Source organism: Pseudarthrobacter sp. NS4, from assembly GCF_024758005.1.
GTDB lineage: Bacteria > Actinomycetota > Actinomycetes > Actinomycetales > Micrococcaceae > Arthrobacter.
Genome location: NZ_CP103288.1, coordinates 723,912 through 749,800, shown reverse-complemented (window position 1 = coordinate 749,800; position 25,889 = coordinate 723,912). Strand labels below are relative to the sequence as shown.

At 65.2% G+C, this 25,889-nt stretch carries 28 protein-coding genes, 1 pseudogene and 1 riboswitch; of the genes and pseudogenes, 13 read left to right on the top strand and 16 right to left on the bottom strand.

Going from position 1 to position 25,889, the window contains the following annotated elements; genetic code table 11:
• The first annotated feature begins 8 nt into the window (after positions 1 to 8).
• Positions 9 to 1,034, top strand: coding sequence for an isopenicillin N synthase family dioxygenase (locus NXY83_RS03580; RefSeq protein WP_258804728.1), 1,026 nt, complete (start codon positions 9 to 11; stop codon positions 1,032 to 1,034).
• A gap of 30 nt (positions 1,035 to 1,064) precedes the next feature.
• Here NXY83_RS03580 and NXY83_RS03575 read toward each other — a convergent pair whose 3' ends face one another.
• The 5 genes from NXY83_RS03575 to NXY83_RS03555 all read right to left on the bottom strand — a co-directional run bounded on the left by NXY83_RS03575 (position 1,065) and on the right by NXY83_RS03555 (position 6,010).
• On the bottom strand, positions 1,065 to 1,490 hold the full coding sequence (locus NXY83_RS03575) for a CoA-binding protein (protein ID WP_258804727.1): 426 nt from the start codon (positions 1,488 to 1,490) through the stop codon (positions 1,065 to 1,067).
• A gap of 63 nt (positions 1,491 to 1,553) precedes the next feature.
• Positions 1,554 to 2,465 carry a hypothetical protein gene (locus NXY83_RS03570; RefSeq protein WP_258804726.1) on the bottom strand — a complete coding sequence of 304 codons (912 nt, stop codon included), beginning with the start codon at positions 2,463 to 2,465 and terminating at the stop codon, positions 1,554 to 1,556.
• Positions 2,462 to 3,013: an RNA polymerase sigma factor gene (locus tag NXY83_RS03565; RefSeq protein ID WP_258806056.1), complete on the bottom strand. Its 552-nt coding sequence runs from the start codon at positions 3,011 to 3,013 to the stop codon at positions 2,462 to 2,464. The genes NXY83_RS03570 and NXY83_RS03565 overlap by 4 nt, the downstream gene beginning before the upstream one ends.
• 399 nt (positions 3,014 to 3,412) lie before the next feature.
• Complete coding sequence (locus tag NXY83_RS03560) at positions 3,413 to 4,702, bottom strand: adenylosuccinate synthase (RefSeq protein ID WP_258804725.1); 1,290 nt, start codon at positions 4,700 to 4,702, stop codon at positions 3,413 to 3,415.
• 243 nt (positions 4,703 to 4,945) lie between these two features.
• Positions 4,946 to 6,010 (bottom strand): M14 family zinc carboxypeptidase, encoded by a 1,065-nt coding sequence (locus NXY83_RS03555; RefSeq protein WP_258804724.1) that lies wholly within the window; start codon positions 6,008 to 6,010, stop codon positions 4,946 to 4,948.
• 219 nt (positions 6,011 to 6,229) lie between these two features.
• A riboswitch (SAM riboswitch) is annotated at positions 6,230 to 6,334 on the top strand.
• Positions 6,335 to 6,346: 12 nt separating this feature from the next.
• On the opposite strand from NXY83_RS03555, the gene NXY83_RS03550 reads away from it, so the two are divergent.
• Together NXY83_RS03550 and NXY83_RS03545 are read left to right on the top strand one after the other, a co-directional pair.
• Positions 6,347 to 7,555, top strand: coding sequence for a cobalamin-independent methionine synthase II family protein (locus tag NXY83_RS03550; RefSeq protein WP_258804723.1), 1,209 nt, complete (start codon positions 6,347 to 6,349; stop codon positions 7,553 to 7,555).
• A gap of 214 nt (positions 7,556 to 7,769) precedes the next feature.
• Positions 7,770 to 8,399 (top strand): uracil-DNA glycosylase, encoded by a 630-nt coding sequence (locus tag NXY83_RS03545; protein WP_258804722.1) that lies wholly within the window; start codon positions 7,770 to 7,772, stop codon positions 8,397 to 8,399.
• 187 nt (positions 8,400 to 8,586) lie between these two features.
• Here the strand turns inward: NXY83_RS03545 and NXY83_RS03540 are convergent, their stop codons facing one another.
• The 3 genes from NXY83_RS03540 to NXY83_RS03530 all read right to left on the bottom strand — a co-directional run bounded on the left by NXY83_RS03540 (position 8,587) and on the right by NXY83_RS03530 (position 10,838).
• The gene (locus NXY83_RS03540; protein ID WP_258804721.1) at positions 8,587 to 9,012 is read right to left on the bottom strand and encodes a DUF3151 domain-containing protein; all 426 of its coding nucleotides are present in this window, start codon (positions 9,010 to 9,012) and stop codon (positions 8,587 to 8,589) included.
• Positions 9,013 to 9,014: 2 nt separating this feature from the next.
• A complete protein-coding gene (gene fbaA / locus NXY83_RS03535; protein ID WP_142063048.1) occupies positions 9,015 to 10,034 on the bottom strand; it encodes a class II fructose-bisphosphate aldolase in 1,020 nt (339 codons plus the stop codon).
• A gap of 135 nt (positions 10,035 to 10,169) precedes the next feature.
• Positions 10,170 to 10,838: a TrmH family RNA methyltransferase gene (locus NXY83_RS03530; RefSeq protein ID WP_258804720.1), complete on the bottom strand. Its 669-nt coding sequence runs from the start codon at positions 10,836 to 10,838 to the stop codon at positions 10,170 to 10,172.
• Between the two features lie 70 nt (positions 10,839 to 10,908).
• Here NXY83_RS03530 and NXY83_RS03525 point away from each other — a divergent pair, with 70 nt between their 5' ends.
• Positions 10,909 to 11,739: an HAD-IIA family hydrolase gene (locus NXY83_RS03525; protein ID WP_258804719.1), complete on the top strand. Its 831-nt coding sequence runs from the start codon at positions 10,909 to 10,911 to the stop codon at positions 11,737 to 11,739.
• On the opposite strand, the gene NXY83_RS03520 is transcribed toward NXY83_RS03525, so the two are convergent.
• From NXY83_RS03520 to pyrE, 4 genes are all read right to left on the bottom strand, one after another.
• On the bottom strand, positions 11,736 to 12,776 hold the full coding sequence (locus tag NXY83_RS03520) for an alpha/beta fold hydrolase (protein WP_258804718.1): 1,041 nt from the start codon (positions 12,774 to 12,776) through the stop codon (positions 11,736 to 11,738). The genes NXY83_RS03525 and NXY83_RS03520 overlap by 4 nt on opposite strands.
• A 69-nt stretch (positions 12,777 to 12,845) precedes the next feature.
• On the bottom strand, positions 12,846 to 13,460 hold the full coding sequence (locus NXY83_RS03515; RefSeq protein ID WP_258804717.1) for a hypothetical protein: 615 nt from the start codon (positions 13,458 to 13,460) through the stop codon (positions 12,846 to 12,848).
• Positions 13,461 to 13,563: 103 nt separating this feature from the next.
• Positions 13,564 to 14,331: a GAF and ANTAR domain-containing protein gene (locus tag NXY83_RS03510; protein WP_258804716.1), complete on the bottom strand. Its 768-nt coding sequence runs from the start codon at positions 14,329 to 14,331 to the stop codon at positions 13,564 to 13,566.
• A gap of 131 nt (positions 14,332 to 14,462) precedes the next feature.
• The gene (gene pyrE / locus NXY83_RS03505; protein WP_258804715.1) at positions 14,463 to 15,047 is read right to left on the bottom strand and encodes an orotate phosphoribosyltransferase; all 585 of its coding nucleotides are present in this window, start codon (positions 15,045 to 15,047) and stop codon (positions 14,463 to 14,465) included.
• A gap of 74 nt (positions 15,048 to 15,121) precedes the next feature.
• On the opposite strand from pyrE, the gene nadE reads away from it, so the two are divergent.
• On the top strand, positions 15,122 to 15,976 hold the full coding sequence (gene nadE, locus NXY83_RS03500; protein WP_258804714.1) for an ammonia-dependent NAD(+) synthetase: 855 nt from the start codon (positions 15,122 to 15,124) through the stop codon (positions 15,974 to 15,976).
• A 117-nt stretch (positions 15,977 to 16,093) separates the two neighbouring features.
• On the opposite strand, the gene NXY83_RS03495 is transcribed toward nadE, so the two are convergent.
• Positions 16,094 to 16,888, bottom strand: a complete 795-nt coding sequence (locus NXY83_RS03495; RefSeq protein ID WP_258804713.1) for an IclR family transcriptional regulator — start codon at positions 16,886 to 16,888, stop codon at positions 16,094 to 16,096.
• 176 nt (positions 16,889 to 17,064) lie between these two features.
• Here NXY83_RS03495 and NXY83_RS03490 point away from each other — a divergent pair, with 176 nt between their 5' ends.
• The 3 genes from NXY83_RS03490 to NXY83_RS03480 are packed head-to-tail and all read left to right on the top strand — an operon-like array spanning position 17,065 to position 19,683.
• Entirely contained in the window at positions 17,065 to 17,793 is a 729-nt protein-coding gene (locus NXY83_RS03490) for a CoA transferase subunit A (RefSeq protein ID WP_258804712.1), read from the top strand.
• A gap of 28 nt (positions 17,794 to 17,821) precedes the next feature.
• A complete protein-coding gene (locus tag NXY83_RS03485) occupies positions 17,822 to 18,493 on the top strand; it encodes a CoA transferase subunit B (protein ID WP_258804711.1) in 672 nt (223 codons plus the stop codon).
• Complete coding sequence (locus NXY83_RS03480) at positions 18,490 to 19,683, top strand: acetyl-CoA acetyltransferase (protein ID WP_258804710.1); 1,194 nt, start codon at positions 18,490 to 18,492, stop codon at positions 19,681 to 19,683. Before NXY83_RS03485 ends, NXY83_RS03480 begins: the two co-directional genes overlap by 4 nt.
• Positions 19,684 to 19,793: 110 nt before the next feature.
• On the opposite strand, the gene NXY83_RS03475 is transcribed toward NXY83_RS03480, so the two are convergent.
• Both NXY83_RS03475 and NXY83_RS03470 read right to left on the bottom strand, forming a co-directional pair.
• The gene (locus NXY83_RS03475) at positions 19,794 to 20,516 is read right to left on the bottom strand and encodes an ankyrin repeat domain-containing protein (RefSeq protein WP_258804709.1); all 723 of its coding nucleotides are present in this window, start codon (positions 20,514 to 20,516) and stop codon (positions 19,794 to 19,796) included.
• A 9-nt stretch (positions 20,517 to 20,525) separates the two neighbouring features.
• Positions 20,526 to 21,094: pseudogene (locus NXY83_RS03470) on the bottom strand (GlcG/HbpS family heme-binding protein).
• 200 nt (positions 21,095 to 21,294) lie between these two features.
• On the opposite strand from NXY83_RS03470, the gene NXY83_RS03465 reads away from it, so the two are divergent.
• The 5 genes from NXY83_RS03465 (at position 21,295) to NXY83_RS03445 (ending at position 24,853) form a co-directional block, all read left to right on the top strand.
• Positions 21,295 to 22,548 carry a sensor histidine kinase gene (locus tag NXY83_RS03465; protein WP_258804708.1) on the top strand — a complete coding sequence of 418 codons (1,254 nt, stop codon included), beginning with the start codon at positions 21,295 to 21,297 and terminating at the stop codon, positions 22,546 to 22,548.
• Complete coding sequence (locus NXY83_RS03460) at positions 22,545 to 23,171, top strand: response regulator transcription factor (protein ID WP_309484119.1); 627 nt, start codon at positions 22,545 to 22,547, stop codon at positions 23,169 to 23,171. Before NXY83_RS03465 ends, NXY83_RS03460 begins: the two co-directional genes overlap by 4 nt.
• Positions 23,172 to 23,303: 132 nt before the next feature.
• Complete coding sequence (locus NXY83_RS03455) at positions 23,304 to 23,507, top strand: cold-shock protein (RefSeq protein WP_013599688.1); 204 nt, start codon at positions 23,304 to 23,306, stop codon at positions 23,505 to 23,507.
• Between the two features lie 137 nt (positions 23,508 to 23,644).
• Entirely contained in the window at positions 23,645 to 23,995 is a 351-nt protein-coding gene (locus tag NXY83_RS03450; protein WP_258804707.1) for a hypothetical protein, read from the top strand.
• A gap of 72 nt (positions 23,996 to 24,067) precedes the next feature.
• Complete coding sequence (locus NXY83_RS03445) at positions 24,068 to 24,853, top strand: MerR family transcriptional regulator (protein ID WP_258804706.1); 786 nt, start codon at positions 24,068 to 24,070, stop codon at positions 24,851 to 24,853.
• A gap of 56 nt (positions 24,854 to 24,909) precedes the next feature.
• Here the strand turns inward: NXY83_RS03445 and NXY83_RS03440 are convergent, their stop codons facing one another.
• The gene (locus NXY83_RS03440) at positions 24,910 to 25,887 is read right to left on the bottom strand and encodes an SDR family oxidoreductase (RefSeq protein WP_258804705.1); all 978 of its coding nucleotides are present in this window, start codon (positions 25,885 to 25,887) and stop codon (positions 24,910 to 24,912) included.
• Between the last annotated feature and the right edge of the window lie 2 nt (positions 25,888 to 25,889).

Here is a 25,889-nt window from a genome sequence, read left to right as displayed (position 1 = left end):
CTGCGAGGATGTCACATGATCAGGGGATACCTGTTCTGGACCTGAGCACCGCGCGGCAGCCCTACGGGTCTTTCAGTCCGGAATTCATTGAACAGCTGCGGTACGCCACCCATAACGTCGGTTTCTTCCAAATCACCGGTTACGGTGCGGCGCCGGGCCAGCCCGAACATCTCCTGGATGTCATTCGGCGCTTTTTCAGCCTGCCCCTGGAGGAACGGATGAAGCTGGACAACCGCCTGTCACCCCACTTCCGGGGATACACCCGGATGGGCACGGAGGTGACCCAAGGCAGGGCGGATGCGCGCGAACAGATTGACTATTCTCCCGAGCGTGAGCCGGTCAGTGACTATCCGGCCGACCAGCCGTACTGGCTGCTCCAGGGCCCGAACCTGTGGCCGGACGAGTCCTTCCCCGAGCTCAAACCGGCGGCGATGGAGTGGGCCGAGCTGATGTCCATGGTTGGAATGGAACTCCTTCGTGCCATAGCGGTTTCCCTGGAACTGCCCGAGGACTACTTCGACGAGCCCTTCCGTGATTCACCGGCCTGGATGGGCAAGCTGGTGCACTACGTCGGCGGCGTGGTCGAGGCAGCCGGCGACCAGGGAGTGGGCGCGCATGCGGACTACGGATTCGTCACGCTCCTCCTGCAGGACGAGGTGGGCGGGCTGGAGGTCCAGCCTCCAGGCGTCACGGAGTGGCTGCCTGTGGAGCCTATCCCCGGCGCCTTGGTAGTGAACCTCGGCGAGATGCTGGAAGTGGCAACGGAGGGATACCTGGCGGCCACCATCCACCGGGTCCAGGCACCGCCCCCGGGCGTCGACCGGTACTCTGTCCCGTTCTTTTGGTCCCCGCGGCTGGATGCCGTGATCAAGCCGGTCCCCCTGCCACCGGAGCTGAAGGCGGCTGCGAGGGGCATTACGGACGACCCCGCCAACCCGCTCCTGGCCTCGTTTGGCCTCAACATGCTGAAGGGCCGCATGCGCGCCCACCCGGATGTTACCGAGCGCCACTACCCCCAACTGATGAGGCGCTGAGCCTGCCGGTCCCGGAACGGTGCCGCAGGATCAGAGATTGAACTTCCAGGCCAGCTGCGCCGGGCAAACGTCCATGACCACGTCCAGTCCCGCAGCCCTGGCACGCCCCACCGCAGCCTCATCGATCACTCCAAGCTGAAGCCAGACTGCTTTGGCGCCCACCGCAATCGCCTCATCAACCACCGCTCCCACTCTGTGTGAGTTCACAAAGCAGTCCACGACGTCGATCGGATGCTTTTCGGCCGGAATGTCAGCCAGGGTGCGGTACCCCTGTTCGCCGTGCACCGGATCGCCGGGCAGGTTGACGGGGATGATCTCCATCCCCAGCCGGTCCCTGATGAACAGCGAGGTGTCGTAAGCGGCGCGCCATTGGTTGGTGGTGAGGCCCACGATGGCCCACCGCCCTTTGGTCCGCATAAGGCGTTCAAGGACAGCAGGATCGTTGGTGTGGCCCATTCGCTTAGCCTACCCGCGCGCAGGTTCCACTGAGGTGGACAACCAGGGCCTTCCAGCCCGAAACTACCGCTTGAACTTCTCCAGCCAGCTGTTGCCTGGTGATGGCTTGCCTGCTGCTCCGATTGCATCCCCGGCCTGGCGTACAACTTCCTTGACCGGCTTCCCGGCAGCTTCAACCGCCGGGCCCGCCCCGTCAGCCGGTTGTCCTTCCCCGCCAATGACCCTGCCGTGCCGGGGCGGCTGCCCCGCCTCGCCGCCATCCGCCACAGCAGCTTCAGCAGCCGCCCTGCCCTGGTCCTGGCCGGGTGCCTGGCCGCCGTCGTGGACACTGCCAGGAGGCGTGTCCGCCGCTTCAGGAGGCGCCGGCGACGGCGGGGGCGCCACAACCTGCTGTTGCCCGGCAGGCTGGTCCTGCCGCAGCTGATGAATATCAGCAGGGCCAGGTCCCGTTGGGCGCGGTTCCGTGGCAGGCTGCCCGCTCATGGCATCTTCCGCGCCCTTTGCGGTATCAGTCTGCAGGAACCCGCCTGCCGCTGCCTGCGCCGGCAGGCTCCAGGAGGGCGACCAATCCTCCAGCAGCTGCTGGACCGAGGAACTCCCGGCGTGGCCGGGGGCGGGGGAACTGGCAGCGACTCCGCCTATTCCCGTACCCATGCCTGCTATCAGGGCAAGGCCCAGGACCATGGGCCGGTGGCGGCGCAGCTGCCGCCGCGACGCCAGCTCGTCACCAGCATCGCTTTTCCCATGACCCTGCCATCCGTCCGGCAGCTCAAATGGAGCGGCCGGTGGCTCCTCACCGGCGCCTGCCAGCATGCGGGCAAGCTGACCGGAGGGAGGAGGCACCTGAAGGGCTGCCAGTGATCCCAGTGAAAGAAGTGCTCCGCGGAGTTCGGCGTCCCCGGCGTCCCCGGCGTAGCCTGCGTCGAGGAGCATGTCATCCACCATGTCCCGCAGGCTGTCAGCATGGCGTGTCATGGCTTGAGGTACTCCTTTACGGCCGAAAGTTCCCTGAGCTTGAGGAGCGCCCGCCGCTGAAGCTGTTTCACGGCACCGGCGCTCTTGCCCATGGCGTCTGCCGCCTGCTCCACGGTGAGCCCGCCAACGAGGCGGAGTGACAGGACTTCCCGCTGGTCGTCGGCAAGCCCGTCCAGCAGCCGGAGGACTTCCTGGGGCGACATACTTTCCAGCGCTTCGGTTTCCGCCGACGAATCTTCCCGCTGGTCCAGCTCAGGCTCAAACGGCAGCTTCACGGGAGTGCGGCTTTGCCGGCGGTGGTCATCGACCATGCGGGCGTGAGCCACCGAAAAAATGAAGGTACGAAGCCCTGCGGCACCACCGTGCACGCCGTTCAGCCGAGGCAGGACGGAGAGGAACACCTCCTGCATTGCCGCCTCCGGATCCTCGACTCCCCGGGCTGCGAGATACCCCAGAACCTGTGATGCATAGGTCCGGTAGACGAGGTTGAACAGAGCTGGCTGACGGGACTCGTCCCGCAGAGCCTCCTCTGTCAGTGCATCGGTCACGGACATAGTGCTTTCAGTCATAGAGGGATTGTTTGCCGGGGAAACCATCCACTGGAATGCCTTTTCCCTGCATACTTTACCCCCCGGTAACCACTGCACCGTGACGCCACGGGCGCTACCGGCCCCGGCACATGGCAGCGTTCCCTGCCGCCGGAGAAATGCAAGAGCCGGCCTGGAACGTGATGGGGGACAAGTTCCAGACCGGCGCTACGTAGAGGTAATCGCCAGGGACGGCGAAAGGGTTACGCGTTTTGAAAAAAACTTCTAAAACTTTTTCCTGGGCGGTTCAGCGGGCAGCCGTGGTCAGCATGGCGCACCCCCTGCCGGCGCGGCCCCCTGGAGCCAAAAGAAGCGGCGGGCACCCACCAGGGTGACCCGCCGCCGTCGTGCTTTGGTATTTCAGTCGTTGATGAGGTCGTTCACCACGATGGTCTGGTCACGGTCCGGGCCCACGCCGATGGCGGAAAACCGGGTGCCGGACAGCTTTTCCAGGGCCAGCACGTAGTTGCGGGCGTTCTCCGGCAGGTCGGCCAGGGTGCGGGCGCCGGTGATGTCCTCGGTCCAGCCCTCGAAGAATTCGAAGATGGGCTTTGCGTGGTGGAACTCGGTCTGCGTCATGGGCATCTCGTCGTGCCGCACGCCGTCCACGTCGTAAGCCACGCATACGGGGATCTGCTCGATGCCCGTCAGGACATCCAGCTTGGTGACGAAGTAGTCCGTGAAGCCATTGACCCGGGAAGCGTGCCGCGCCAGGACGGCATCGTACCAGCCGCAGCGGCGCGGGCGGCCAGTGTTCACGCCGAACTCGCCGCCGGTCTTCTGGAGGTACACGCCCATCTCGTCAAAAAGCTCAGTGGGGAACGGGCCGGCGCCGACGCGTGTGGTGTACGCCTTGATGATGCCGATGGAGCGGGAAATGCGGGTGGGCCCGATGCCGGATCCCACGGAGGCGCCGCCGGCGGTGGGATTGGAGGAGGTCACGAACGGGTAGGTGCCGTGGTCCACGTCCAGGAACGTCGCCTGGCCGCCTTCCATCAGGACCACCTTGCCCTCGTCGAGTGCAGTGTTCAGGACCAAAGTGCTGTCGATGACCAGCGGGCGGAGCCGCTCGGCAAAGGACAGGAAGTACTCCACGATCTCATCCACCAGCACGCTACGGCGGTTGTAGACCTTGACCAGGAGTTCGTTCTTCTGGCGCAGCGAACCTTCCACCTTCTGGCGGAGGATCGACTCGTCGAACACGTCCTGGACACGGATGCCCAGCCGGGCAACCTTGTCCATGTAGGCAGGACCGATGCCCCGTCCGGTGGTCCCGATGGCGCGGCTTCCGAGGAAGCGCTCCGTCACCTTGTCCAGCACCTGGTGATAGGGAGCAACAAGGTGCGCGTTCGCGGAGACGCGGAGCTTGGAGGTGTCGGCGCCGCGGGCCTGGAGGCCTTCGATCTCCTGGAAGAGTGCTTCCAGGTTAACAACGCAGCCGTTGCCGATAATGGGGACCGCGTTGGGGCTGAGAATGCCTGCCGGCAGCAGCTTGAGTTCGTACTTTTCACCGCCTACGACGACGGTGTGCCCGGCGTTGTTGCCGCCGTTGGGTTTGACAACGTAGTCGACGCGGCCACCCAGAAGGTCAGTGGCCTTGCCTTTTCCTTCGTCGCCCCATTGGGCTCCTACGATCACAATTGCTGGCATGGGATCCTCCCCCATTCGTTCGGGCTGCCCGGTCCGGCCACAAAGTGGCTGGCCGGCGAAGCGCCGTTCATGAGAATGCCCCGAATGGACCGGCCTTCGCTGGTCCGCGGGGCAGCACAGCGACGCAAGAGTTCCGGGGCTCTTACCACCCAAGTTTAGCCGATGGGCGACTTTATCCACTCGCTGGACCGCCGCGGTCCTTCTTGCAGGGTAAAGGACCGCGGCGGACTGTCAGCGGTGGTGCTACTCGTCGTCGGCTTCCTCACCCGGCCGGGAGGTCTGGGTGGCGAGGCTGTCCCAGAAGGAGGTGTCAGCGGCGGCGATTGATCCGTCTGCAATGGCGGCGGCGGTAGCGGTGAGCGTGGTGACCGTCTGCTTGATCAGGTACCCGTTGCTCCGGAGGCCCAGGGCGTAACCGTCCAGGTAGTGGTCGGACATGCCGCGCATTTCAAACAGCAGCGTTGCGATCCCGTACTCGACGGCGATGCCGTTGCGGCTGATGGTTTCGGCGCTGCCGCCCGCGTACTTGCCCAGGTGTCCCCAGCCGGTGGAGTCCACGTTGTGGAACACCACCGCGCCCAGCTGCTTGGACTTCTCCACCACAGCAGGATCGGCGTTCGGCGTCGTGGGGTACAGGATGGAGCCGGACACCAGCTTTCCGTGGCGTTCACTGCGGGTGCCCTGATGGTGCAGGTCGATCATGTAGTCGATCTTGTACTTGCGCATCACGTTGTTGTGCAATGCCTGGGTTTCCGGCTGGATCTTGGCCACGTGGTCGCGGTTCAAGTCCACCTCCTCCGCGTTGTAGCGGGTCATGTGGCGGTCACCCTTGGCCAGATAGCCGTCGAGCGGGAAGTTCACGTCCCCCATGGCACCATCCGCGTTGAGCATGGGCACAATCAGGATGTTCACGCCATCCAGGATGTCGGCGGACTTACCCGGCCCCAGGTGCTTCACGAATTCCAGGGCGCCCTCGGTGGTGAGCTGCTCGTTGCCGTGCTGCTGCGTCAGGTACAGGATGGTCGGCTTGGCCGGGTCCGAAATGTACTTGACCAAGTGGATGTCGCGTCCCTTGACCGTCTGTCCGATGACCTCGAGTTCCATGGCGGACTGGCGGGCGTCCTGGTCCTTCAAGAAGGAAACCATCTGGTCATAGGTGGCCAGCTTCGAGGTCGTGATCTGGCCGTTCCCGTCATAGTTGGGGCCTTCACCAACGGCCTTGGCCAGCGGGGCAGGTCCTGCCACGACTGCCAGTGCCAGGACTCCGGACACGGCCACAGTTCTGAAAGTTGCCAGGGATTTTCTCACGTGCTTTACCTCTTCCGAGTGCGTTGGTTTGCCACCAGCCGCCATGTCCCCCATTGCGGCTGTGACATCAGCCAACCAACGTGGACAAATACTGTCAATGGACATGACAGGAATATGCAGCCAGTTATTACGAATCGAAAGTCTGCCGTCCGGCCCACCGGGCGCGACACAAAGCGAAGCGAATTTGCCACCGCCCCCCGTGCTGGATTTAAGTGTGAGTACCCATCCGGAGCGGCTGAGAGACCTGGATCGTTGAAGCCGCAGCAACCCCACATTCAGCAGGTATCCTGCCTGTGACGGTGCTACTGCCAGGACCGATGGAAAGGAAATTCCAGCATGTCCCTCAACACTGACCATATCCGCGTCACCCACGCCGGTTCTTTGCCCCGCACCCCGGAACTGATCGCCGCCAATGCCGCTAAGGAATCAGAAGGCATCACGCCTGCGTTCCTGGAACTTCTCGAAGCTTCAGTTGCCGATGTCGTCAAGCGGCAGAAGGACCTCGGAGTGGATATTCCGAACGACGGCGAATACGGGCACAGCATGTCCAATTCGGTCGACTACGGCGCGTGGTGGAACTACTCCTTCGCCCGGCTGGGGGGTCTGGAGCCCACTGACGTGGACCGCTGGAAGGATGCCACAGTCCATCGGTCTTCCCCCGGGCATATCGTGCTCACCTCGTTCCCGGACCGACGGGACCGGCTGGCGTTCAATGACGCCTATACCGATCCGTCGTCCGGGATCCTGGCACACCGCAAGAGCGTTACCCAGCCCAAGATCACGGGTCCCCTCACCTATACGGGGCAGGACCTGGTGGCCTCGGACATCTCCAACCTCAAGAAGGGCCTGGCAGCCGCCGGACTTACGGAGGGCTTTGTGGCGTCCCTTTCGCCTGGTTCCTGTGCCCGGGTCGCCAATGAGTACTACAAGTCCGATGAGGAACTGCTCTACGCGTGTGCTGACGTCATGCGGGAGGAGTACAAGGCCATCATCGACGCCGGTTTGACGGTTCAGCTCGACGACCCCTCACTCGCTGAAAGCTGGGACCAGATTAATCCTGAGCCGTCCCTGGAGGACTACCTCAGGTTCATCCAACTGCGGGTTGAGGCAACAAACTGGGCCTTGCGGGACCTGCCTCAGGAACAGATCCGCCTGCACGTCTGCTGGGGATCCTGGCATGGACCGCACACCACTGACATCCCGTTCGGGGACATTGTTGAATCGGTCCTGCAGGTCAACGCCGGCGGGTATTCCTTTGAAGCGGCAAACGTCCGCCACGAACATGAGTGGCGGGTCTGGGAAGACACCAGGCTCCCCGAGGGCAAGGTCATCATCCCGGGCGTCGTTTCCCACGCCACCAATGTGGTGGAGCACCCGGACCTGGTGGCGGACCGCATCGTCCGTTTCGCGGAGGTAGTGGGCCGCGAGAACGTCATTGCCTCCACGGACTGCGGCCTGGGCGGGCGCGTCCACCCGCAGATCGCCATCGCCAAGCTGGAAGCACTGGGCGAAGGCGCCCGCCGGGCCACAAAGCGCCTCTGGTAGCGCCCTGCCCGTTGCCGAAAAAACCCGCCGGTCCCTGCCCCACTTCGATTGGGTGCACGGGACCGGCGTTTCGTTTCGCGGGGCTTGCTAAACTGATACAGGCTGACCCGGAATCGGCCCACCCCATTTCAACCGCCGCTGATGTGTTTCGCTTTCGTGCGCCTGCATCTGCCGGCGGCAGCATCGCCAATCCCCGCAGGAGATCAAGCACTACATGACAGCCCTGGCACCCGAATCTTTCCATGAGCAGCTCCTGAGCCGCCGATACGAACCCAACGTCGCCGCCGTCAACGAACTGTGCGATTCCCTGCAGGACGCCAAGCCCGGCACGGTGGTGCCCTACGTCGACCCCATGCATGATGTGGACGAGTGCCGCATCATCAGCCTGTACTCAAACATCGGCGAGGCCGACAAATCCGGCTTCATCACTGCCGGGGACCACGACGCAGCCACCCGGATGCTCGGTATCCAGTGGAAGCTGGGCCTGCGCCCCGAGTTTGTGATGCCGTGGAACGTGCACCCGTGGCACGTCCCGGGCGACGTCAACGGGAAGTTCACCCCGGACCAGATCCAGGCTGGCCTCAAGCCGTTGCTTAAGTTCCTGGCGCTGGTCCCCCGCGCCTCCGTGATCGTGGCCCACGGCACCGAAGCCAACCGCCTCGCAAACCTTCTGCTGAAGACCGAGGTGCCGCTGCTCTGGCGCCGCGGGCTGAAGACCTACAAGGTGCGCTCACTGAGCGGCCGGGCTTTCGCCGGTTCCCCGGCACGCCAGGAGGAGTACCTCGAAGACATGCGCGTGGCCTACGCCGACGCCATGGCCCGCACGGGGTTGCAGAAGGCATAGCCCCACTGCCCACGCGCTTAACGACGGCGGGCGGTCACCTTCCAGAAAGGTGACGGCCCGCCGTCGTTCCCCACCCGCACCCTTGGCCCCGCAAGTCCACGCCGGCTCCCTACCTTCCCAGGCTCGGGCCGGGGCCCTCGCCGGAGCGGCTCCACGGCCAGGGAACCCTGCGGGCGTGGGCCCATCTTTACAGCTTCGCTTCGATGGCTGCCTTGGCGGTCGGGTCCGAATCGTTCAGGAACTTCTCGATCCGCTCCGGCTCCTCCGCCTCACCGATGGCCGCAGCTGCCCGGCCGAGCGAGTACAGCGCCCGCAGGAAACCGCGGTTGGGCTCGTGCTCCCACGGGATGGGGCCGACGCCGCGCCAACCGTTGCGGCGCAAGGAGTCCAGGCCGCGGTGGTAGCCCACGCGTGAGTAGGCGTAGGAATCGATGGTGCGCCCGTCAGCCCAGGCCTCTTCCGCCAGCACGGCCCACAACAGCGAGGATGTAGGGTGCTTTTCCACGAGGTCCAGGGCTTCCTGCCCCGCTTCCAGCTGCTGGTAGACATCAGTCTCGGCAGGCAGGAGCGTGGGCTCGGGGCCCATCAGGTTCCTGCGGAACTCGTCGGACATTCCTAGAAGGTCTTTCCGGCCGAGCCGAGCTGCTTGGTGGCCTCGACAACGCGGGCGGCGAGGCCGGCTTCGGCGGACGCGCCCCAGACGCGGGGATCGTAGGTCTTCTTGTTGCCCACTTCGCCGTCGACCTTCAGGACGCCGTCGTAGTTGCGGAACATGTGGTCGGCAACCGGACGCGTGTAGGCGTACTGGGTGTCGGTGTCGATGTTCATCTTGATGGTGCCGTAGGAGACGGCGTCGGCGATTTCCTGGTCCGAGGAGCCGGAGCCGCCGTGGAACACGAGGTCGAACGGGCTGTCCTTGCCGATCTTGGCACCCACCTGCGCCTGGATGTCCTTGAGGATCTCCGGGCGGAGCTTGACGCCGCCGGGCTTGTAGACGCCATGGACGTTGCCGAAGGTCAGTGCGGTGATGTAGCGGCCGTTCTCGCCGGAGCCCAGTGCCTCAATGGTGGCCAGGGCGTCCTCGACGGTGGTGTAGAGCTTTTCGTTGATCTCGTTCTCAACGCCGTCTTCCTCGCCGCCCACGGTGCCGATTTCAACCTCGAGGATCATCTTGGCGGCAGCGGTACGCTCCAGCAGTTCGCGGGCGATGCGCAGGTTTTCCTGCAGCGTCTCCGCGGAGCCGTCCCACATGTGGGAGTTGAACAGCGGGTTGCGGCCGGCCTTGACCTCGGCCTCGGAAGCGGCCAGGAGGGGCAGGACGAAACCGTCCAGCTTGTCCTTGGGGCAGTGGTCCGTGTGCAGGGCAATGTTGACGTTGTAGTTCTTGGCCACTTCGCGGGCGAACGCAGCGAAGCCGAGGGAACCTGCAACCATGTCCTTGGTGGAGGCGCCGGACCAGTACGCGGCACCGCCGGTGGAGACCTGGACGATGCCGTCGGACTCAGCTTCGGCGAACCCGCGGAGCGCGGCATTCAGCGTCTGCGAGGACGTCACGTTCACGGCCGGGAACGCGAAGCCGCCTGCCTTCGCGCGGTCGATCATCTCGGAGTAGATCTCTGGGGTTGCAATGGGCATGCTGACTCCTATGGCTGAGTTTCGTCTGTGGGCTGGTAACCCGTAGACCGCTTTACGGCTAGGCACCATCCTAGCCATTTCCGCGGATGGAGTGCTGTGGGTTACGCCCCACCCGCACCCGCACCCGCAGGGCCGCTACACGTGCTGGTTGAAAACGTGCCGGCGCACCCAGGCATGCATGGCGATTGCCGCCGCCGAGGCGGCATTGATGGACCGGGTGGAGCCGAACTGCTCTATGGACAGGGTGGTGACTGCAGCGTCATGGACTTCCGGGCTCAGCCCGGGGCCTTCCTGGCCGAATACCAGCACGCAGTCCCTGGGCAGCTCATACGTCTCCAGCGGAACCGAGTCCGGGAAGATGTCGATCCCGATGATGGCCAACCCCTCCCCCTGCGCCCAGGCCACGAAGTCCGCAACCGTGGGGTGGTGCCGGACGTGCTGGTACCGGTCGGTGACCATGGCCCCGCGCCGGTTCCACCGCCGTCGCCCAATGATGTGCACCTCTTTGGCGAGGAACGCGTTGGCTGTGCGCACCACCGTTCCGATGTTGAGGTCGTGCTGCCAGTTTTCGATCGCGACATGGAAGTTGTGGCGCCTGGAGTCCAGCTCCGCCACGATCGCCTCGTGTTTCCAGTAGCGGTACCGGTCCAGGACATTGCGCCGGTCTCCGTCGGCCAGGAGATCGGGGTCCCAGTGGTCACCTTCCGGCAGTTCACCTTCCCAGGGCCCGACGCCGACTTCCGGTTTAGGCTCTGCCGGCTCCTCTGGCGCCTCCCCGGGTACTGGGTTTGGCTGGTCTGTCATGCCGGGCGTTTGGTTCACCCCTCAACACTAGACTGGACCTTTCGGGCTTTCATCACAGGCGGAGGTAGGCGTGGCAGAAGCGGACAAGGTCAAGGGAAACCCGGCGGTTTACCGCAGCGGCCAGGACATCGAGTGCTGGCTGACGGACATGGACGGCGTGCTGGTCCACGAGAACCAGGCCGTGCCGGGTGCCGCGGAGCTCATCCAGCGGTGGGTGGACACGTCCAAGCGCTTCCTGGTGCTCACCAACAATTCCATCTTCACTCCCCGCGACCTTGCCGCCCGGCTCCGGGCTTCGGGACTCGAAGTACCCGAGGAGAACATCTGGACGTCCGCGCTGGCTACCGCCCAGTTCCTGAAGGACCAGGTGCAGGGTTCCGGCTCGGGCAACCGCGCCTACACGATCGGTGAAGCAGGGCTGACGACGGCGCTGCATGAGGCCGGCTTCATCCTCACCGACCAGGACCCGGACTTTGTGGTGCTGGGCGAGACCCGCACGTATTCCTTTGAGGCCATCACCACCGCCATCCGGCTTATCCTGGCCGGCGCCCGCTTCATCGCCACCAATCCGGACGCCACCGGTCCTTCCAAGGACGGCCCCCTGCCTGCCACCGGCGCGATCGCCGCGCTGATCACCAAGGCCACGGACCGCGAGCCCTACGTGGTGGGTAAACCGAACCCCATGATGTTCCGGTCGGCCATGAACCAGATTGATGCGCATTCCGAGACCACCGCCATGATCGGCGACCGGATGGACACGGACATCGTCGCCGGTATGGAGGCAGGGCTGCACACGGTCCTGGTCCTGACCGGCATTACCCAGCGCGAGGACATCGCGGCCTTCCCGTTCCGGCCCAACCAGGTCCTGACCTCCGTGGCGGACCTGAAGAACCAGATCTAGAACACGGTCACCCTGGACCCGCCGCGGGGAAGCGGGAAGAACCCGTCCAGCAGCTCTTCCAGGATGGGCCGGTAGATGTTCGGGTTCCAGCCCGGGCTGGCGTGTGCGGGGGCGGCACCTGTGGTCTGCAGGTCAGTGGACACCATGTTGTCCTTGAATGCCACCGCCCACGCTTCGACCGCAGTTTGGTAGCGCACGGTCCGGTCCCGGGGGTTGCCGATGTACGCCATCTTGGCGCTGCCGAGCTTGCCGGCAAATCGGGCACCCTCGAAATAGTAGATATAGGCGGATTCCGCCTGGATGAGCACGCTGGACGGCGCGATCGGTGACAGCTGTTCCAGCGTCTGGTCCATGATCTGCCGCCAGCTGCGTTCATCCTTGTGGATGACCCGTTCGCCCAGCTCGTAGCCGCCGCGCAGGGCGGACGGGAAACGGAAGCCCCGCTCGTAAAGGAACACCACGCCGTCGAACCAGCTTTGGTCAAGGACGTCGTGCTTGCTGTACGGGCTGGAGTCGAGCACGATGAACTCGACCTCCACACCATGGATTTCCAGGAGCCTGGCGGCCACCTGGGTCGCCACCATGCCGCCGAAGCTGTGTCCGTAGAAGAACAGCTTGGTGAGGTTCTCGGCACGGACGTACTCGATCAGGGTGATCACGAGGCTGTCAATGTCCAGCCCCTGGTTGGAGTACCCGACGGCGGCCAGCCGGGCCCGCTTGTTAAGCGCACCGCGCAGGGAGTTCAGGATCCACTGCGCCTCTTCCCAACTGGTCTTGTAGCCGGGGAAAAGGAACCAGCTGGCGTCCGGGTAGTAGGCGTCGGCAAACTCGTCCGGGACCGCGAGGATCCGGTTGGTCCGGCGCTGCGACTGAACCTCCCGGGTGAGCAGCATGTCCGCGGCCAGCAAGCCTGAGGCGCCGGCCCCTGTGAGGAAACCGCGCCGGGAGAACTGTTTCAGGGCAGCGGCTTCCGCCAGCAGCCGGGCAGCGGAAGCCCCGCGCCGGCCCTGCGGATTTACTTCCCCCTCATACGGCACGCCTCTACCGTAGGCACAACCGAAGACGCTGCCGCAAGAAGCGGGGTGTAACCATTCAGTGACGCTGCCTCAGCTGGCAGCCTGGCCCTCGGCCGAAGGAAATGCCGATTCAGCCTGCTGCTGGCGCCGCTGGATTTCCTGGCCGATGTCCTTGTAGCGGCCCAGCAGATCCGGGCCGGCGAAGGCCTCGGGGTTGTCCAGCAGGGCGAAGAGGGAGTCACTGGCCATCAGCAGCTCCTCGTCGGTGTATTCCGCCAGCGGCCGGCCGACCAGCTCCTCCAGCCCCGCCGTGGGCTCGGCCGGGAGCCCGTCAGGTCCTTTGGCCAGGAGGGCTGCGTCATCATCGACGATGACCAGGGGCTGCGGGTTCAAGCCCTGAGGGGATGCCCAGCTGTCAGTGGCAGCAGTGAGGTGCAGGGACACCCCGGCGCCATATATGCCGGGCAGCGTGTTGGAGTCCATGGCGTTGAGGTCGCTTCGCAGTCCGGCCAGTGCAGAGGACTCCACCAGGGCAGCCTTCGAGAGGTCAACGCTGATGTGGGAACGGATGCCCATGCGCCTGACACGGCGGATAATGTGCACAAGGTCGGGCCGGGACTCGTGGTTCAGGCTCCCCCTGACGTCGATTCCAACCACGTCGCTGGGAACGTCGAGGTTGACGAGGGCATTCAGGGCGCGGTCCATAGGTACTCCAAAAAAGGGTGTCTATGGCCGACGGCTCAACCACGGTAAGCGTATCCTCCAGCGGGAGCAGGACACAACCCGTCAGTAACAAACAACCGGCCGGCTAGGCCGTCTGGTCGGACTCCATCTTGCCGGGTTCCTGATAATGCGTGCGCGCGGCTGCACCGCCAACCGAATCCACCAACGACCTGGCAATATCCCGCAGCTTGGTATTGCTGTTGCTGGATGCCTCAGTGAGGATGCGGACTGCAGCCTCCTGGCTGCACCGGTTCTGGGCCATGACAATGCCCACGGCAATGTCGATGGTGGTCCGGGACTCCAGCGTGGCACGGAGGTTTGCAGCACTGTCCGAGTGAAGCGAGAACCGCACCGCCAGCCGCAGGGCCTGCGAGATTTCCCGGGTGTAGCCCCGTGCCCGCGTGGTGGCCTGTTCAGTAAACTTGCGCGGGACGTCCGAGTAGAGGTTCAGCGCGGCCTTCGCCTCGCCCTGCAGGTCAAAAGGCAGCGACAGCACCGACCGAAGGCCGTGCGAGGCCACTGCGTTGGCGTAGTCGGGACCCCAGCGGTTCTCCTCGAACAGGTCCGGAACGTGGACTTCGCGTTCTTCCTTCGCTGCCGTTAGGCAGGGCCCCTGGGATAGCGAGTACTGGATCTCGTCCACTTCACGGGCGGAATCGCTGCTCCAGCCGATGGTGGCGGCCTTGCGGTCGCGGAGCAGTGTGATGCCGCAGAGGGCATCCTCTCCGTCGCCGGCCATCTGGTGTGCCGAGAAGCGTGCAAGCTCGTTGAGGAAGTCCTCGAAATCAGCGCTTTCCAGGATCAGGTTCTGGACCTGGTCCGTGGCGCTCAAAGGCGTTTCTGGGGTGAGCATGGGCAGTTCTCCGAACGGGGTACTCGAGGGGTTACCGCAAATAATAGGGCACCCTCAAGTATTGATCCAATTATGTACTGCCCTGGCCGCCGCAACCGGGCCTGCGGGTCCGGCTGCGGCGGCCCGGAAGACTAGGAGAGCCCCAGCTCGTCCTTGCCGAACGCGAACAGATAGGGAACGCCCGTTTCGGCTTCGATCTTTTCCTTGGCGCCCGTATCGCGGTCCACAATCACGGCCACCGCAACCACGTTGCCGCCGGCCTTGCGGACGCCTTCCACCGCGGTCAGGGCGGAGCCGCCGGTGGTGGAGGTGTCCTCCAGGACAAGCACCTTGCGGCCTTCCACGGACGGGCCTTCCACCTGGCGCCCCATGCCGTAGGACTTCTGGGCCTTACGGACTACGAAGGCGTCAACGGCCCGGCCCGCGTCAGCGGCGGCGTGCATTACGGCAGTGCCAACGGGGTCCGCGCCCATGGTCAGGCCACCCGCGCACTCGAAGTCGATGCCGGCCTCGTCCGCAAGCGCCAGCATCACCTGGCCCACCAGCTTGGACGCTTCGTGGTGCAGCGTGATTCGGCGGAGGTCGATGTAGTAGTCCGCTTCGGCTCCGCTGGAGAGGATCACTTTGCCGCGGACCACGGCGAGTTCTTTGATCAGTTCGAGCAGGCGGGCGCGGGCGGCTGCAGAGTCTACTGCAGTCTCACTGGGGGAAGTCATAGGCTCCAGTTTAGTAGGGGCGGGCCGGCGCGCACGCTTGAGCAGCGTTGACACCGCTGGCTAGGCTGGACCACATGCGCGAACTCCAGGCCACCATCATTGAAGAAATGGGCGTGCAGCCCCGGATCGACCCCGCAGGGGAGGTGCGCAAACGCGTCACGTTCCTCAAGGACTACCTCAAAGCCACGCAAACCAAGGGTTTTGTGCTGGGCATCTCCGGCGGCCTGGATTCGTCCCTCGCCGGGAAGCTTGCCCAGTTGGCGGTTGAAGAGCTCGAAGCCGAGGGTGTTGAAGCCAACTTCGTGGCGGTGCGGCTGCCCTATGGCGTCCAGTATGACGAGGAGGACGCCCAGGCGGCACTGGATTTCATCCAGGCGAAGACTGAGTGGACGTTCAACATCTCCGCCGCCGTGGATGGTTTCGAGGATGAGTTCGAAAAAACCGTGGGGAGCGAAATTTCCGACTTCCATAAGGGGAACACCAAGGCGCGCACCCGGATGATCGCCCAGTATGCCCTGGCCGGGGAGCACAACTACCTGGTGGTCGGCACGGACCACGGTGCGGAATCGGTGACCGGCTTCTTCACCAAGTACGGCGACGGCGGCGCGGACATCCTTCCATTGTTCGGCTTGAACAAGCGGCAAAACCGGCTACTGCTGGCAGAACTGGGCGCCCCGGCCCGGGTGTGGGAAAAAGTTCCCACCGCGGACCTGCTCGATGACAAGCCCGGCCGCACGGACGAGGAAGAACTGGGTCTCAGCTATGACCAGATCGATGATTACCTGGAGGGCCGCAACGTTCCGGAGGAAGTTGCGGAACTGATTGAACAGAAGTACCTGCGCACCCGGCACAAGCGCACCGTTCCCGTCACCATTTTCGACACCTGGTGGCAGCACCAGGGCCCGGAGGAACCGCGGGTGGGGCTGTAGCTCCAGCAGCTGAAGCCCCAACGGGCGCTGGATTTTCCCACTTTTGGGAAGCACGACGGCGCGCCGCACCGAAAAGGGCGGCGCGCCGTCGTCGTACCCAGGCAAAGGCGGGGAGACTCAGCGGGACGGCCTGCCGCTGTCACCGCCGCCCAGTTGCTGGGTGATCCGGTGGGCCTCGGCCATCAGCAACCCGCCCAGTTCTTCCTGCCGGTCCGGCCGGAAGCGCGGCTCGATACCGGTCAGCGACAGTGCCCACGCGGGCCGGCCTGACCGGTCGAAAACGGCGGCACCCATACCCCAGCTTCCTTCCAGCACCAGCCCGGGATTCACCGAGTATCCGCGAAGTCGGGTCTGCGCGAGGTTCTCCCGGACGAGCTCCGGGGTATGGCCGGCAGCGAATGTTCCGGCATGTGCCGCCCACCCGTCCAGCAGATCCTCCTGCTCGGATTCCGGAAGGAATGCCATGATGGCTGTCCCGGCGGAGGCCACGCCCAGGGGAAACCGGACGCCTTCGTGCAGCACAAAGGAGCGGACCGGGAAGCTTCCCTCCTCGCGCAGCAGGCAGACGGTTTCCGTGCCGCGGCGGATGGAGAAGAAGGCGCTTTCGCCGGTGGCTTCGGCTAGCCGGCGGAGGCTGGGCCGGGCGATGTCCTCAAGGGGAAACCGCGCGGACGCCACGGAACCCATCAGGAGGATTTCCGGTCCCAGCACCCAGTTGCCGCTTGCTGCGTCATGGTCCAGCAGGCCTTCGGAGGACAGGGAGGACAGCAGCCGGTGAACGGTGGGCCGGGTGAGGCCCGACTCGCGCACCAGGCCTGCAAGCGACATCCCGTCTGCGCTCCGCCCCACCAGCCGCAACAACCCGGCAATCCGGCTGACCACCTGCGCGCCCTGAACGGGAACATTGCTCATTTTCCACCTCAATTGTCCACATTATGGATTTCATCAAGTGTAGCGTCCACACTGTAAAAGCCGCGGGGAGTAAGCAAATATCCGTCCTTGACACCCTCCTCGAACCGGCTCTAGTCTCGTCTCCCAGACGCACCGTCCACAAAATGGACGTATCAGACTCTCGACGAGGAGACGCCATGACAAAGCTCCAGCCTTCCGCAGCCGCTGCACTCGGGGAGGTGCTGCGTGACGGAATCACACTCGCCGTGGGCGGTTTCGGCTTGAGCGGCATTCCGGCCGACCTCATCGAGGCCGTGCGCGATTCCGGCGTCAGGGACCTGACCGTGGTGTCCAACAACATGGGCGTGGACGGCAAAGGCCTGGGCGTCCTGATCGAGTCCGGCCAGGTCCGGAAGGTCATTGCCTCGTACGTGGGCGAAAACAAGCTGTTTGCAGAGCAGTACCTTGCCGGCTGGCTCGAGGTGGAGTTCACGCCGCAGGGAACCCTGGCTGAGCGCCTCCGCGCCGGTGGCGCCGGCATCCCCGCTTTCTACACCAGGACGGGAGTGGGCACGCTGGTTGCCGAAGGCAAGCCGCACGAGGTGTTCGACGGCGAAACGTACGTCCAGGAGCGCGCCATCCGGGCCGACGTCGCACTGGTGCACGCCCACACCGCGGACACCGACGGCAACCTCATTTACCGCTACACCGCCCGGAACTTCAACCCGGTGGTTGCCACAGCAGGCAAGGTGACCGTCACGGAGGCCGAGGTCATCGTGGAGCCCGGCGGACTGGACCCGAACCACATCGTGACGCCGGGCGTCTTCGTCCAGCGCCTGGTGCAGGCCGCGTCACGGATCAAGGACATCGAGCAGCGCACCGTCCGCCCTGCTGCCAGCCGCAGTGCCGAAACTGTTCCGGCCTGACCCCCACCACTAATTCAAGGAGAACCCTATGGCCTGGACCAGGGATGAAATGGCTGCAATCGCGGCCGAGGAATTGAACGACGGCGACTACGTGAACCTGGGCATCGGCATCCCCACGCTGGTGGCCAACAACCTGCCCGAGGGTGTCCGCGTGGTCCTGCAGAGCGAGAACGGCCTGCTGGGCATGGGGCCGTTCCCGTACGAGGGCGAGGAGGACGCTGACCTGATCAACGCCGGAAAGCAGACCGTGACGGTGCTGCCCGGTGGGAGCATCTTCGATTCAGCCACGTCCTTCGGCATGATCCGTGGCGGGCACGTCAAGGTGGCGATCCTTGGTGCAATGCAGGTTTCGGGTAACGGGGACCTGGCCAACTGGACCATCCCCGGAAAAATGGTCAAGGGCATGGGCGGTGCCATGGACCTGGTGGCCGGGACCCCGCGGGTGGTGGTCCTGACGGAGCACAACGCCAAGGACGGCACCGCGAAAATCGTGCGCGAATGCACGCTGCCGCTGACCGGGCTGAGCTGCGTGGACAGGATCATCAGCGACCTGGCGGTCTTTGACCTTTACCGGAAGGACGACGGCGGGCGGCGGCTCACGCTCACCCGCCTGGCACCGGGAACAACCCTCAGCGAAATTCACGAAAAGACCGAAGCGGAATTTGATATCGCCCTTGAGCGCGAAGGAGCCAACGCATGAGCCTGAAGGAACAGTTCGGCAAGGATGTCCTGATCACCGGATGGGGCCACAGCCGGTTCGGGAAACTCACCGAAGAGACCCTGGAGTCCCTGATCGTCCAGGTGGCCACCGATGCCATCAACAGTGCAGGAGTGGAGCCGGGGCAGATCGACGAAATCTATCTGGGCCAGTTCAACTCCGGCATGATGCCCCTGGCTTTCCCGTCCTCGCTGGCCCTGCAGGTTTCACCGGAGCTGGCCAACGTGCCCGCCACCCGGGTGGAAAACGCCTGCGCTTCCGGCTCGGCAGCCTTCCAGCAGGGGGCCAAGTCTTTGCTCGCGGGCACCGCGAAGACCGTCCTGGTCATCGGTGCCGAGAAGATGACCCACGCCGGAGCCGACGTGGTGGGAGCCGGCCTGCTGGGCGCCGACTACGACATGGCCGGAAAGTCCTCCACCACCGGCTTCACCGGCCTCTTCGCCGAGGTGGCCAAGCACTACGGAAAGCGCTACGACGCTGACGGAAACCTGGGTGACGTCCTGGGAACCATCGCCGCCAAGAACCACCGCAACGGCGTGGACAACCCCTACGCCCAGCTCCGCAAGGACCTTGGGGAGGAATTCTGCCGCACCGTCTCGGACAAGAACCCGATGGTCGCCGACCCGCTGCGCCGCACCGACTGCTCCCCCGTGTCCGATGGTGCCGCCGCCGTCGTACTTTCCGCCTCGCCCACCCAAGGGACGCAGGCCTCCGTGCGGCTCGCCGGATTCGGCCAGGCGAATGATTTCTTTCCCGCGGCGCGCAGGGACCCGACCGCGTTCGAAGCCACCCGCGTATCCTGGCAGCGCGCCCTGGCGATGGCCGGCGTCGGACTCGAAGACCTGGACTTCGCGGAAGTGCACGACTGCTTCACCATCGCCGAACTGCTCATGTACGAGGCCATGGGCCTGACCGAACCCGGCCAGGGCGCCCGCGCCCTGCAGGAAGGCTGGGTGTACAAGGACGGAAAACTGCCCATCAACCTCTCCGGCGGCCTCAAATCGAAGGGCCATCCTGTTGGGGCAACGGGGGTATCGCAGCACGTCCTTGCCGCCATGCAGCTGACGGGCACGGCTGGTGCCATGCAACTCGCCGGTCCGCGCCGCGCCGCCGTGCAGAACATGGGCGGGGTGGGCATCGCCAACTATGTCAGCATCCTGGAGGCTGTGTAAGCGCGGGACCTCCCCTTCACGGCACGACGGCGGCGCGTCGCACCCAAAGTGCGGCGCGTCGTCGTGGTTCCCCGGCAAGGGGGACCCAGCGGGCGTTGACCTGGCAGCATTCAGCCGTGGGCGCGGATCAGCGCAGCGATCTCCGCGAAACCCAGCCGCTCGGCGTTCTGCAAGGCGGTCCTGCCCTCCGGGTCACGGATTCCCGGGTCCGCCCCTGCTTCCAGGAGCAGGCGCACCACTTCCTGCTGCCGCGGCCCGCCATTGTTCAGGAGGATGGCTTCCTGCATCGCGGTCCAGCCGAGGTTGTTGACGTGGTTGACCGGAACGCCGGCGGCGATCAGGATCCTGACCGTCTCAACGTGGCCGTGCTCGCTGGCCGGAATCAGGGCTGTGCCGCCGTAGCGGTTGATGCTGGCAACGTCCGCACCCGCTGCCAGGGTTAGTTGCAGGACCTCGTTGAAGCCCTCCGCACCCGCATAGAGGAACGCCGAATCCTGGATCGCATCCTTGGCGTTCACGTCCCCGCCACGGCCAATCAACTCTTTCACCAGAGGTGCGTTGCTTGCCTTGGCGGCGGCGATCAGCTCCTGGTCGAGCTGTGCCTGGGATTCGGCTGAAAGGGCCGGACGGGTTGGGGTGGCGGGCGGCGCCGTCGAAGACTGCTCCGCCCGAGTGGCCGGACTGGCAGGGACAGTGCTGGGGCGCGCCGGGGTGGCCGCGGCGGATGAACCTGGCGCCGTGGCTTGCGGCCCGCCCGGGCCCGCCTGGCAGGCGGCAAGGAACACAGCCAGCCCGCCGGCGATGAGCACTGCCGGAGCCCTGAAACGCCTCATACGCGAAGCCTACTTCGCGGTCCCGGCTGCGGCGATGGCCTCCGCACCGGCGGTGGCGCACGCCTCGTCCAGCGCACCGTCGGGAGCCCCGCCAACACCGATGCCGGCCACGGAGACGCCATTGACCTTCAGCGGAACGCCCCCTGCCAGGAAGAGGGTACCCGGGAGGTCCGCGATGGACGGGCCGGTTCCGTTGATCCGCCTGGACAGCTCACTGGTGGGGGTACCGAAGGCTGCAGCCGTGTACGCCTTCTGCCTGGCAGCCTCGATGGTGTGCTCGGCCGCGTTGTCACCCGGAGCAGCGCCTGGACGGTGCCGAAACGGTCCACGAGCGCCACGGTGACGAAGGGAAGCTTGTCCGCCTGGCACTTCGCCAGCGCAGCACTGACAGCAGTTGCGGACGCCCCGATGCTGATCCGGTTCTGCTGCACAACGGTCTCCGGCACCGGCTGGATGTCCACTGCCGGGACGGCCACAGGCGCTGACCCGGTTCCGGCGTTGGCGGCGGCCGTGGCCCCGGCGGTGAGGACGAGTGCGCCGGCGGCTGCTGCGGCAAATGCTTTGTGGGACTTCTTCATGGTGTCTCCTTGGATCGGCAAAGGGTCAAAAACGGGTACGTCCCAATCCTTTCGGGAGCCGCCGCACCTGCCATCGGGCCTTCGGCTGGTCACTGCTCCGACCAAAGGCCAGCCGTATCAGCCAAATGGCTGAGAGACCAGCAACGGCGGGGGCAATAGCATGGAAGGCAGCGTTCCCCACCACCAGAACGGGACTTCCCATGCCTACCCGAGTTCCCGGCACTGCCCGAGTGTCCGGCACTGCGCCGGCCACTGCTGCCGCACGTGGAGACCAGCCCGTCCGGAATGCGGCCCGCCTGGGCCTGGGCAACATCGACACCGCGGTGCATCTCGGTTTCGCGGTGCTCCTCGTGGCATCCGTGGTCCGTTACGTCATGCGGCACAGCCCCGCAGACAACCTCTTGATCCTGGGCCTGGCGGCGTGCGCCTCGGTGTTGTACGCCGTCGTGGCAGTGCTGGCCCGGCGCGGCAGGCCCGGGATGGCATGGATGGCCGCCCTGGTGGCAGTCTGGGCTGTCCTGGTGGTCGCGGCGCCGAGCTTTGCCTGGTGCTCGTTCGCACTCTTCTTCCTGTGCCGGAGCGCCCTGGCCGGAAGCCCTGCGTATGTCGCGGCGGGAACGACGGCGGCCACCACCGCAGCGGGGCTGTTCCGGATGAGCAACGGCACGGATCTTGCCATGCTGTTGGGTCCGCTGGCCGTGGGCCTCATGCTGACACTGGTCTACGACCGCATCCAGCACGACGCCGAGGAACAGCGCCGCCTGCACGCGGAGGTTTCGCACGCCCAGGGACAGCTGGCCGCCAGCGAGCGCCGGGCCGGTACCATCGCCGAACGTGAACGGGTCTCCCGGGAAATCCACGACACCGTCACCCAAGGGCTTGCCAGCAGCCTGCTCCTGCTCGAGGCAGCGGGACGGGAATGGCCAAGTCCGGCCGCCCGGGCGGAACTTCGGCAGGCGACGGCACTCCTGCGGGGCAACCTGTCCGAAACCCGCAGCCTGGTCCACGAGCTCGCCTCCCCCGGCCTGGACGGGTCGCCGCTGGCCGAAGCGCTGCTCGTCGCCGCGAGGCAGTACGTGCCGGAAGTCCGGCTCTTTGTGACCGGCGAGCTGCGGCCGGTGTCCGCGGATGTCCGCCATGCACTGCTGCGGGTGGTTCAGAGTGCGGCCTCCAACATCAAGCTGCATGCCTCCGCCACTGCAGCCACCGTCACCCTAGGCTTCCTCCCGGAGGCCGTCACGCTGGACATCCACGACGACGGCGCCGGCTTTGATCCCGCGGCGGCAGCACCGCCGTCGGACGCCGGAGGGTACGGACTGCGGGCCATGCGGCAACGCGTGGAGCAGCTGGGCGGGATATTCTCGGTGGAAAGCACCCCGGGGGAAGGCACTGTTGTGGCGGCCCAACTCCCCGCGCCGCCGCCAGTGGGTCAGCGACCGGAAGGCACCGCATGAGCGTGATTACTGTTTTGCTGGTTGATGACCACCTGGTGGTGCGCAGCGGGCTTCGTGCCCTGTTGGGGACCCAGCCGGATATTGAGGTGGTGGCGGAGGCCTCGTCCGGGGAGGAAGCACTCGAACGTGTGCAGGAGCATTCCCCGGCCGTGGTGGTCATGGACTTGGCAATGGGTCCTGGAATGGACGGCATCGAGGCCATCCAACGGATCCGCGGGCGTAACAGCCGGCAGGCGATCCTGGTGTTCACCACCTACGACTCCGATGCCGATATTGTTCGGGCAGTGGATGCCGGCGCCATGGGGTACCTCCTGAAGGATGCCGCACCGGAAGAAATATTTATGGCGATCCGGGGTGCCGTCCAGGGCAGGAGTGTGATGAGCCCGCCGGTGGCTTCCCGGTTGTTCCAGCAGTTGCGCAACCCGGATGAGGTCCTCACTCCGCGTGAGGCCGAACTGCTCAGTCTCCTCACCGAGGGCCTCAGCAACCGCGAACTGGGCCAGCGCCTTTTTATCTCCGAAGCCACGGTCAAGACCCACCTCGCCCACATCTATGCGAAGCTCGGCGTGGAAACCAGGGCGGCTGCAATTGCCACTGCAATACGCCGCGAAGGCATGCGTTGACGACGCGAAACCGTGTTTACCCTTGCACGCAGGCTCTCAGCACCGTACGTTGGGGACAGCGGGGGACGTTCTCCGCACACTCCGGGCTGATAACCCGGGGAGAGAATCAGAGTCACACGAAGGAATGCAGCCATGGCAACAGGCACAGTTAAATGGTTCAACGCCGAAAAGGGTTTTGGCTTCATTGCCCCCGATGACGGGTCCGCTGACGTTTTCGCCCACTACTCGGCAATCGCCTCCAGCGGCTACCGCTCACTGGACGAGAACCAGAAGGTCGAATTCGATGTGACCCAGGGCCCCAAGGGTCCGCAGGCAGAGAACATTCGCCCGCTCTAAGACTTGGGCAACCTCCGGCACCTGGCGGAGGGACCCCCATCCAGCGGCTTCTCCAGCATATGTTGGAGGGGCCGCTGTTTTGCGCTTCCGGATCCCGGCCCAGCTCACCTCAAGCGCTTTTTTGGGATAATCGGAGCATGACCGGACAGGGCCAGGACAAGGATCCGTGGGAAGAGTTTGATTCCCTTGGGCCTGCCGCGCCGGACCGGGTTCCCGGGCATCCCGGCGGCGAGCCCCTGGGCTTTGGCTTCCGGACAGGAGTGCGCAGCGCCCGGGTTGCCGTGGGGTTCGCCAGCTACACCCTCGCAATAGGCACCATCCTGGCGCTGACCGGCTGCATTGTCTTTATTGCCCAGGAGCAGTGGCTGCTGGTTGGCCTGATGCTCCTGGTGGAAGCCGTCTTTATCCTGGCGTTCAGCCGGCTCGTGGCCCAGGCCCGAAACCGCCGGCCCCGGGACCGCTCGCGGTGGAATCGTCCCGCGCGCTGACACACTTCGTTCCGGCCACCTCCCTTATCCCCCTCTTGACCTTGACGTTGCGTCAACCCGTACGCTCGGAATATGGAAGAAACGGGCGCTGGAACAGGGAGGGACTGGCCCATCCAGGACGTCGCCAGGATAACCGGCACCACGAGCCGCACGCTCCGCCACTACGACGACATTGGGCTGCTGAGGCCAACCCGGGTAGGCGGCAACGGTTACCGGTACTACGACGCAGCTGCCCTCCTGCAACTGCAGCGGATCCTGCTCCTTCGTGAGCTGGGACTGGGGCTCCCCGCTATCGCCGAGGCTTGCCACCAGCAGACGGACGCCGTTAAAGCGCTGACCCGCCACCTGGAGTGGCTGCGGCAGGAGCAGGAAAGGCTGTCCCGGCAGATCCTGTCCGTCCGGCAGACAATCGAAACAGTAGAAGGAGGAGGAGAACTCATGGCAGAGAAGATGTTCGATGGCTTTGACCACACCCAGTACAAAGACGAGGTGGAGGATCGCTGGGGCAAGGATGCCTACGCCAAGGGTGACTCATGGTGGCGGGGCATGGGCGAGGCAGAGAAGCGGGAATGGAAATCCCGTTCCGAAAGGCTGGGGAAGGATTGGCTGGCCGCCGCCCGTTCGGGCGTCGCCCCGGACAGCATCGAAGCCCAGGACCTCGCCCGAAGCCACGTCGCGTGGTTGGAGTCCGTTCCCGGCACGCCGGCCTCGGAGAGCGGTGGGGACATCAAGGGCTGCGTCGTGGGGCTCGCTGACATGTATGTCGCGGATCCCCGGTTCGCTGCCAACCATGGCGGCGAGGAGGGCGCGGGGTTTGTGCGGGACGCCCTGCACACCTACGTGGAGAAGAACCTTTAGCCGATCGGCGGCCGGCTACCGGGGATGGCCGGCTGGCCGGGGACCGTGCCGGCTGGTCAGGCGAGCCGCTTCCGCAACACAACTAAGGCACCGGCCAGGGCCGCAGCACTCATGATGCTGCGCTGGGCAGTCCTCCGCCGGCCATGCCAACCTCCGGTGACCGAACCCTTCCGGAGTGTTTCGGACGCCATGTGAAGGTTTCCGGCGGTCGTTGGGGCTGATTGCCGGCGGGAAAGCTGGTTGCCGTCCACTTGACGGGCAATGGCGGCTTCCACCGCTCCCGGCATGACCCTGTGCTGCAGGACCAGCAGCCGCCCGGTAAGTCCTCCCACCACGGTTTCCCGGCGTGGGCGCACGATGAGCTTTACTACTGCTTTGGCCACCCGCTCCGGTGTATAGACCGGAGGCATCGCCTTCGCACGGCGGCCAGAGTAGTTGGCTGCATGCTGGTAGAAGGGGGTGTCGATCGTGGCCGGGAGTACGGTGCATACCTTCACTCCGGACATTCCGTCGAGTGCAAGCTCCGAGCGCAGGCTGATGCTGAGTGCACGGGCCGCAGCCTTGGACATGGAATATGCGGCGGAGTACGGCAGTGGGGTCTCGCCTACGACGGATGCAACATTGATCAGGACGCCGGAACCTTGGTCGACCTGGCGCGTCAGGGCGGCCCTGGCGCCGTTCACGTAGCCGGAAATGTTAACGTCCAAAACGCGTTGGAACTCCGTTTGCGGGATGTCTGCCAGCCGTCCGAATGCGCCAACCGCGGCATTGTTGATCCACACGTCCAGCCGCCCGAACTCCGATACTGCGCGCGCCGCCAGGTTGTCCACCATCCCGGGGTCCGTAACATCGGTAACCACCGCGATGGCTTTGGCCCCCCGTTTCCGGCATTCCCCGGCCACCGCTTCGAGTGCCTTGGAACTGCGTGCCGCCAGGACCAGCCGTGCGCCCTTGTCCGCGCAGCGGAAAGCAGTGGCGCGGCCGATGCCGCTCGAGGCTCCGGTAATAACAACTACTGACTTCTTGACGCGCATTG

Coding starts and splice junctions, on each gene's coding strand:
- NXY83_RS03580 (WP_258804728.1), top strand. CDS start 9: ATGTCACATGATCAGGGGATACCTGTTCTGGACCTGAGCACCGCGCGG.
- NXY83_RS03575 (WP_258804727.1), bottom strand. CDS start 1,490: ATGGGCCACACCAACGATCCTGCTGTCCTTGAACGCCTTATGCGGACC.
- NXY83_RS03570 (WP_258804726.1), bottom strand. CDS start 2,465: ATGACACGCCATGCTGACAGCCTGCGGGACATGGTGGATGACATGCTC.
- NXY83_RS03560 (WP_258804725.1), bottom strand. CDS start 4,702: ATGCCAGCAATTGTGATCGTAGGAGCCCAATGGGGCGACGAAGGAAAA.
- NXY83_RS03550 (WP_258804723.1), top strand. CDS start 6,347: ATGTCCCTCAACACTGACCATATCCGCGTCACCCACGCCGGTTCTTTG.
- NXY83_RS03545 (WP_258804722.1), top strand. CDS start 7,770: ATGACAGCCCTGGCACCCGAATCTTTCCATGAGCAGCTCCTGAGCCGC.
- NXY83_RS03540 (WP_258804721.1), bottom strand. CDS start 9,012: ATGTCCGACGAGTTCCGCAGGAACCTGATGGGCCCCGAGCCCACGCTC.
- fbaA (WP_142063048.1), bottom strand. CDS start 10,034: ATGCCCATTGCAACCCCAGAGATCTACTCCGAGATGATCGACCGCGCG.
- NXY83_RS03530 (WP_258804720.1), bottom strand. CDS start 10,838: ATGACAGACCAGCCAAACCCAGTACCCGGGGAGGCGCCAGAGGAGCCG.
- NXY83_RS03515 (WP_258804717.1), bottom strand. CDS start 13,460: ATGGACCGCGCCCTGAATGCCCTCGTCAACCTCGACGTTCCCAGCGAC.
- NXY83_RS03510 (WP_258804716.1), bottom strand. CDS start 14,331: ATGCTCACCCCAGAAACGCCTTTGAGCGCCACGGACCAGGTCCAGAAC.
- pyrE (WP_258804715.1), bottom strand. CDS start 15,047: ATGACTTCCCCCAGTGAGACTGCAGTAGACTCTGCAGCCGCCCGCGCC.
- nadE (WP_258804714.1), top strand. CDS start 15,122: ATGCGCGAACTCCAGGCCACCATCATTGAAGAAATGGGCGTGCAGCCC.
- NXY83_RS03495 (WP_258804713.1), bottom strand. CDS start 16,888: ATGAGCAATGTTCCCGTTCAGGGCGCGCAGGTGGTCAGCCGGATTGCC.
- NXY83_RS03490 (WP_258804712.1), top strand. CDS start 17,065: ATGACAAAGCTCCAGCCTTCCGCAGCCGCTGCACTCGGGGAGGTGCTG.
- NXY83_RS03485 (WP_258804711.1), top strand. CDS start 17,822: ATGGCCTGGACCAGGGATGAAATGGCTGCAATCGCGGCCGAGGAATTG.
- NXY83_RS03480 (WP_258804710.1), top strand. CDS start 18,490: ATGAGCCTGAAGGAACAGTTCGGCAAGGATGTCCTGATCACCGGATGG.
- NXY83_RS03475 (WP_258804709.1), bottom strand. CDS start 20,516: ATGAGGCGTTTCAGGGCTCCGGCAGTGCTCATCGCCGGCGGGCTGGCT.
- NXY83_RS03465 (WP_258804708.1), top strand. CDS start 21,295: ATGCCTACCCGAGTTCCCGGCACTGCCCGAGTGTCCGGCACTGCGCCG.
- NXY83_RS03460 (WP_309484119.1), top strand. CDS start 22,545: ATGAGCGTGATTACTGTTTTGCTGGTTGATGACCACCTGGTGGTGCGC.
- NXY83_RS03455 (WP_013599688.1), top strand. CDS start 23,304: ATGGCAACAGGCACAGTTAAATGGTTCAACGCCGAAAAGGGTTTTGGC.
- NXY83_RS03450 (WP_258804707.1), top strand. CDS start 23,645: ATGACCGGACAGGGCCAGGACAAGGATCCGTGGGAAGAGTTTGATTCC.
- NXY83_RS03445 (WP_258804706.1), top strand. CDS start 24,068: ATGGAAGAAACGGGCGCTGGAACAGGGAGGGACTGGCCCATCCAGGAC.
- NXY83_RS03440 (WP_258804705.1), bottom strand. CDS start 25,887: ATGCGCGTCAAGAAGTCAGTAGTTGTTATTACCGGAGCCTCGAGCGGC.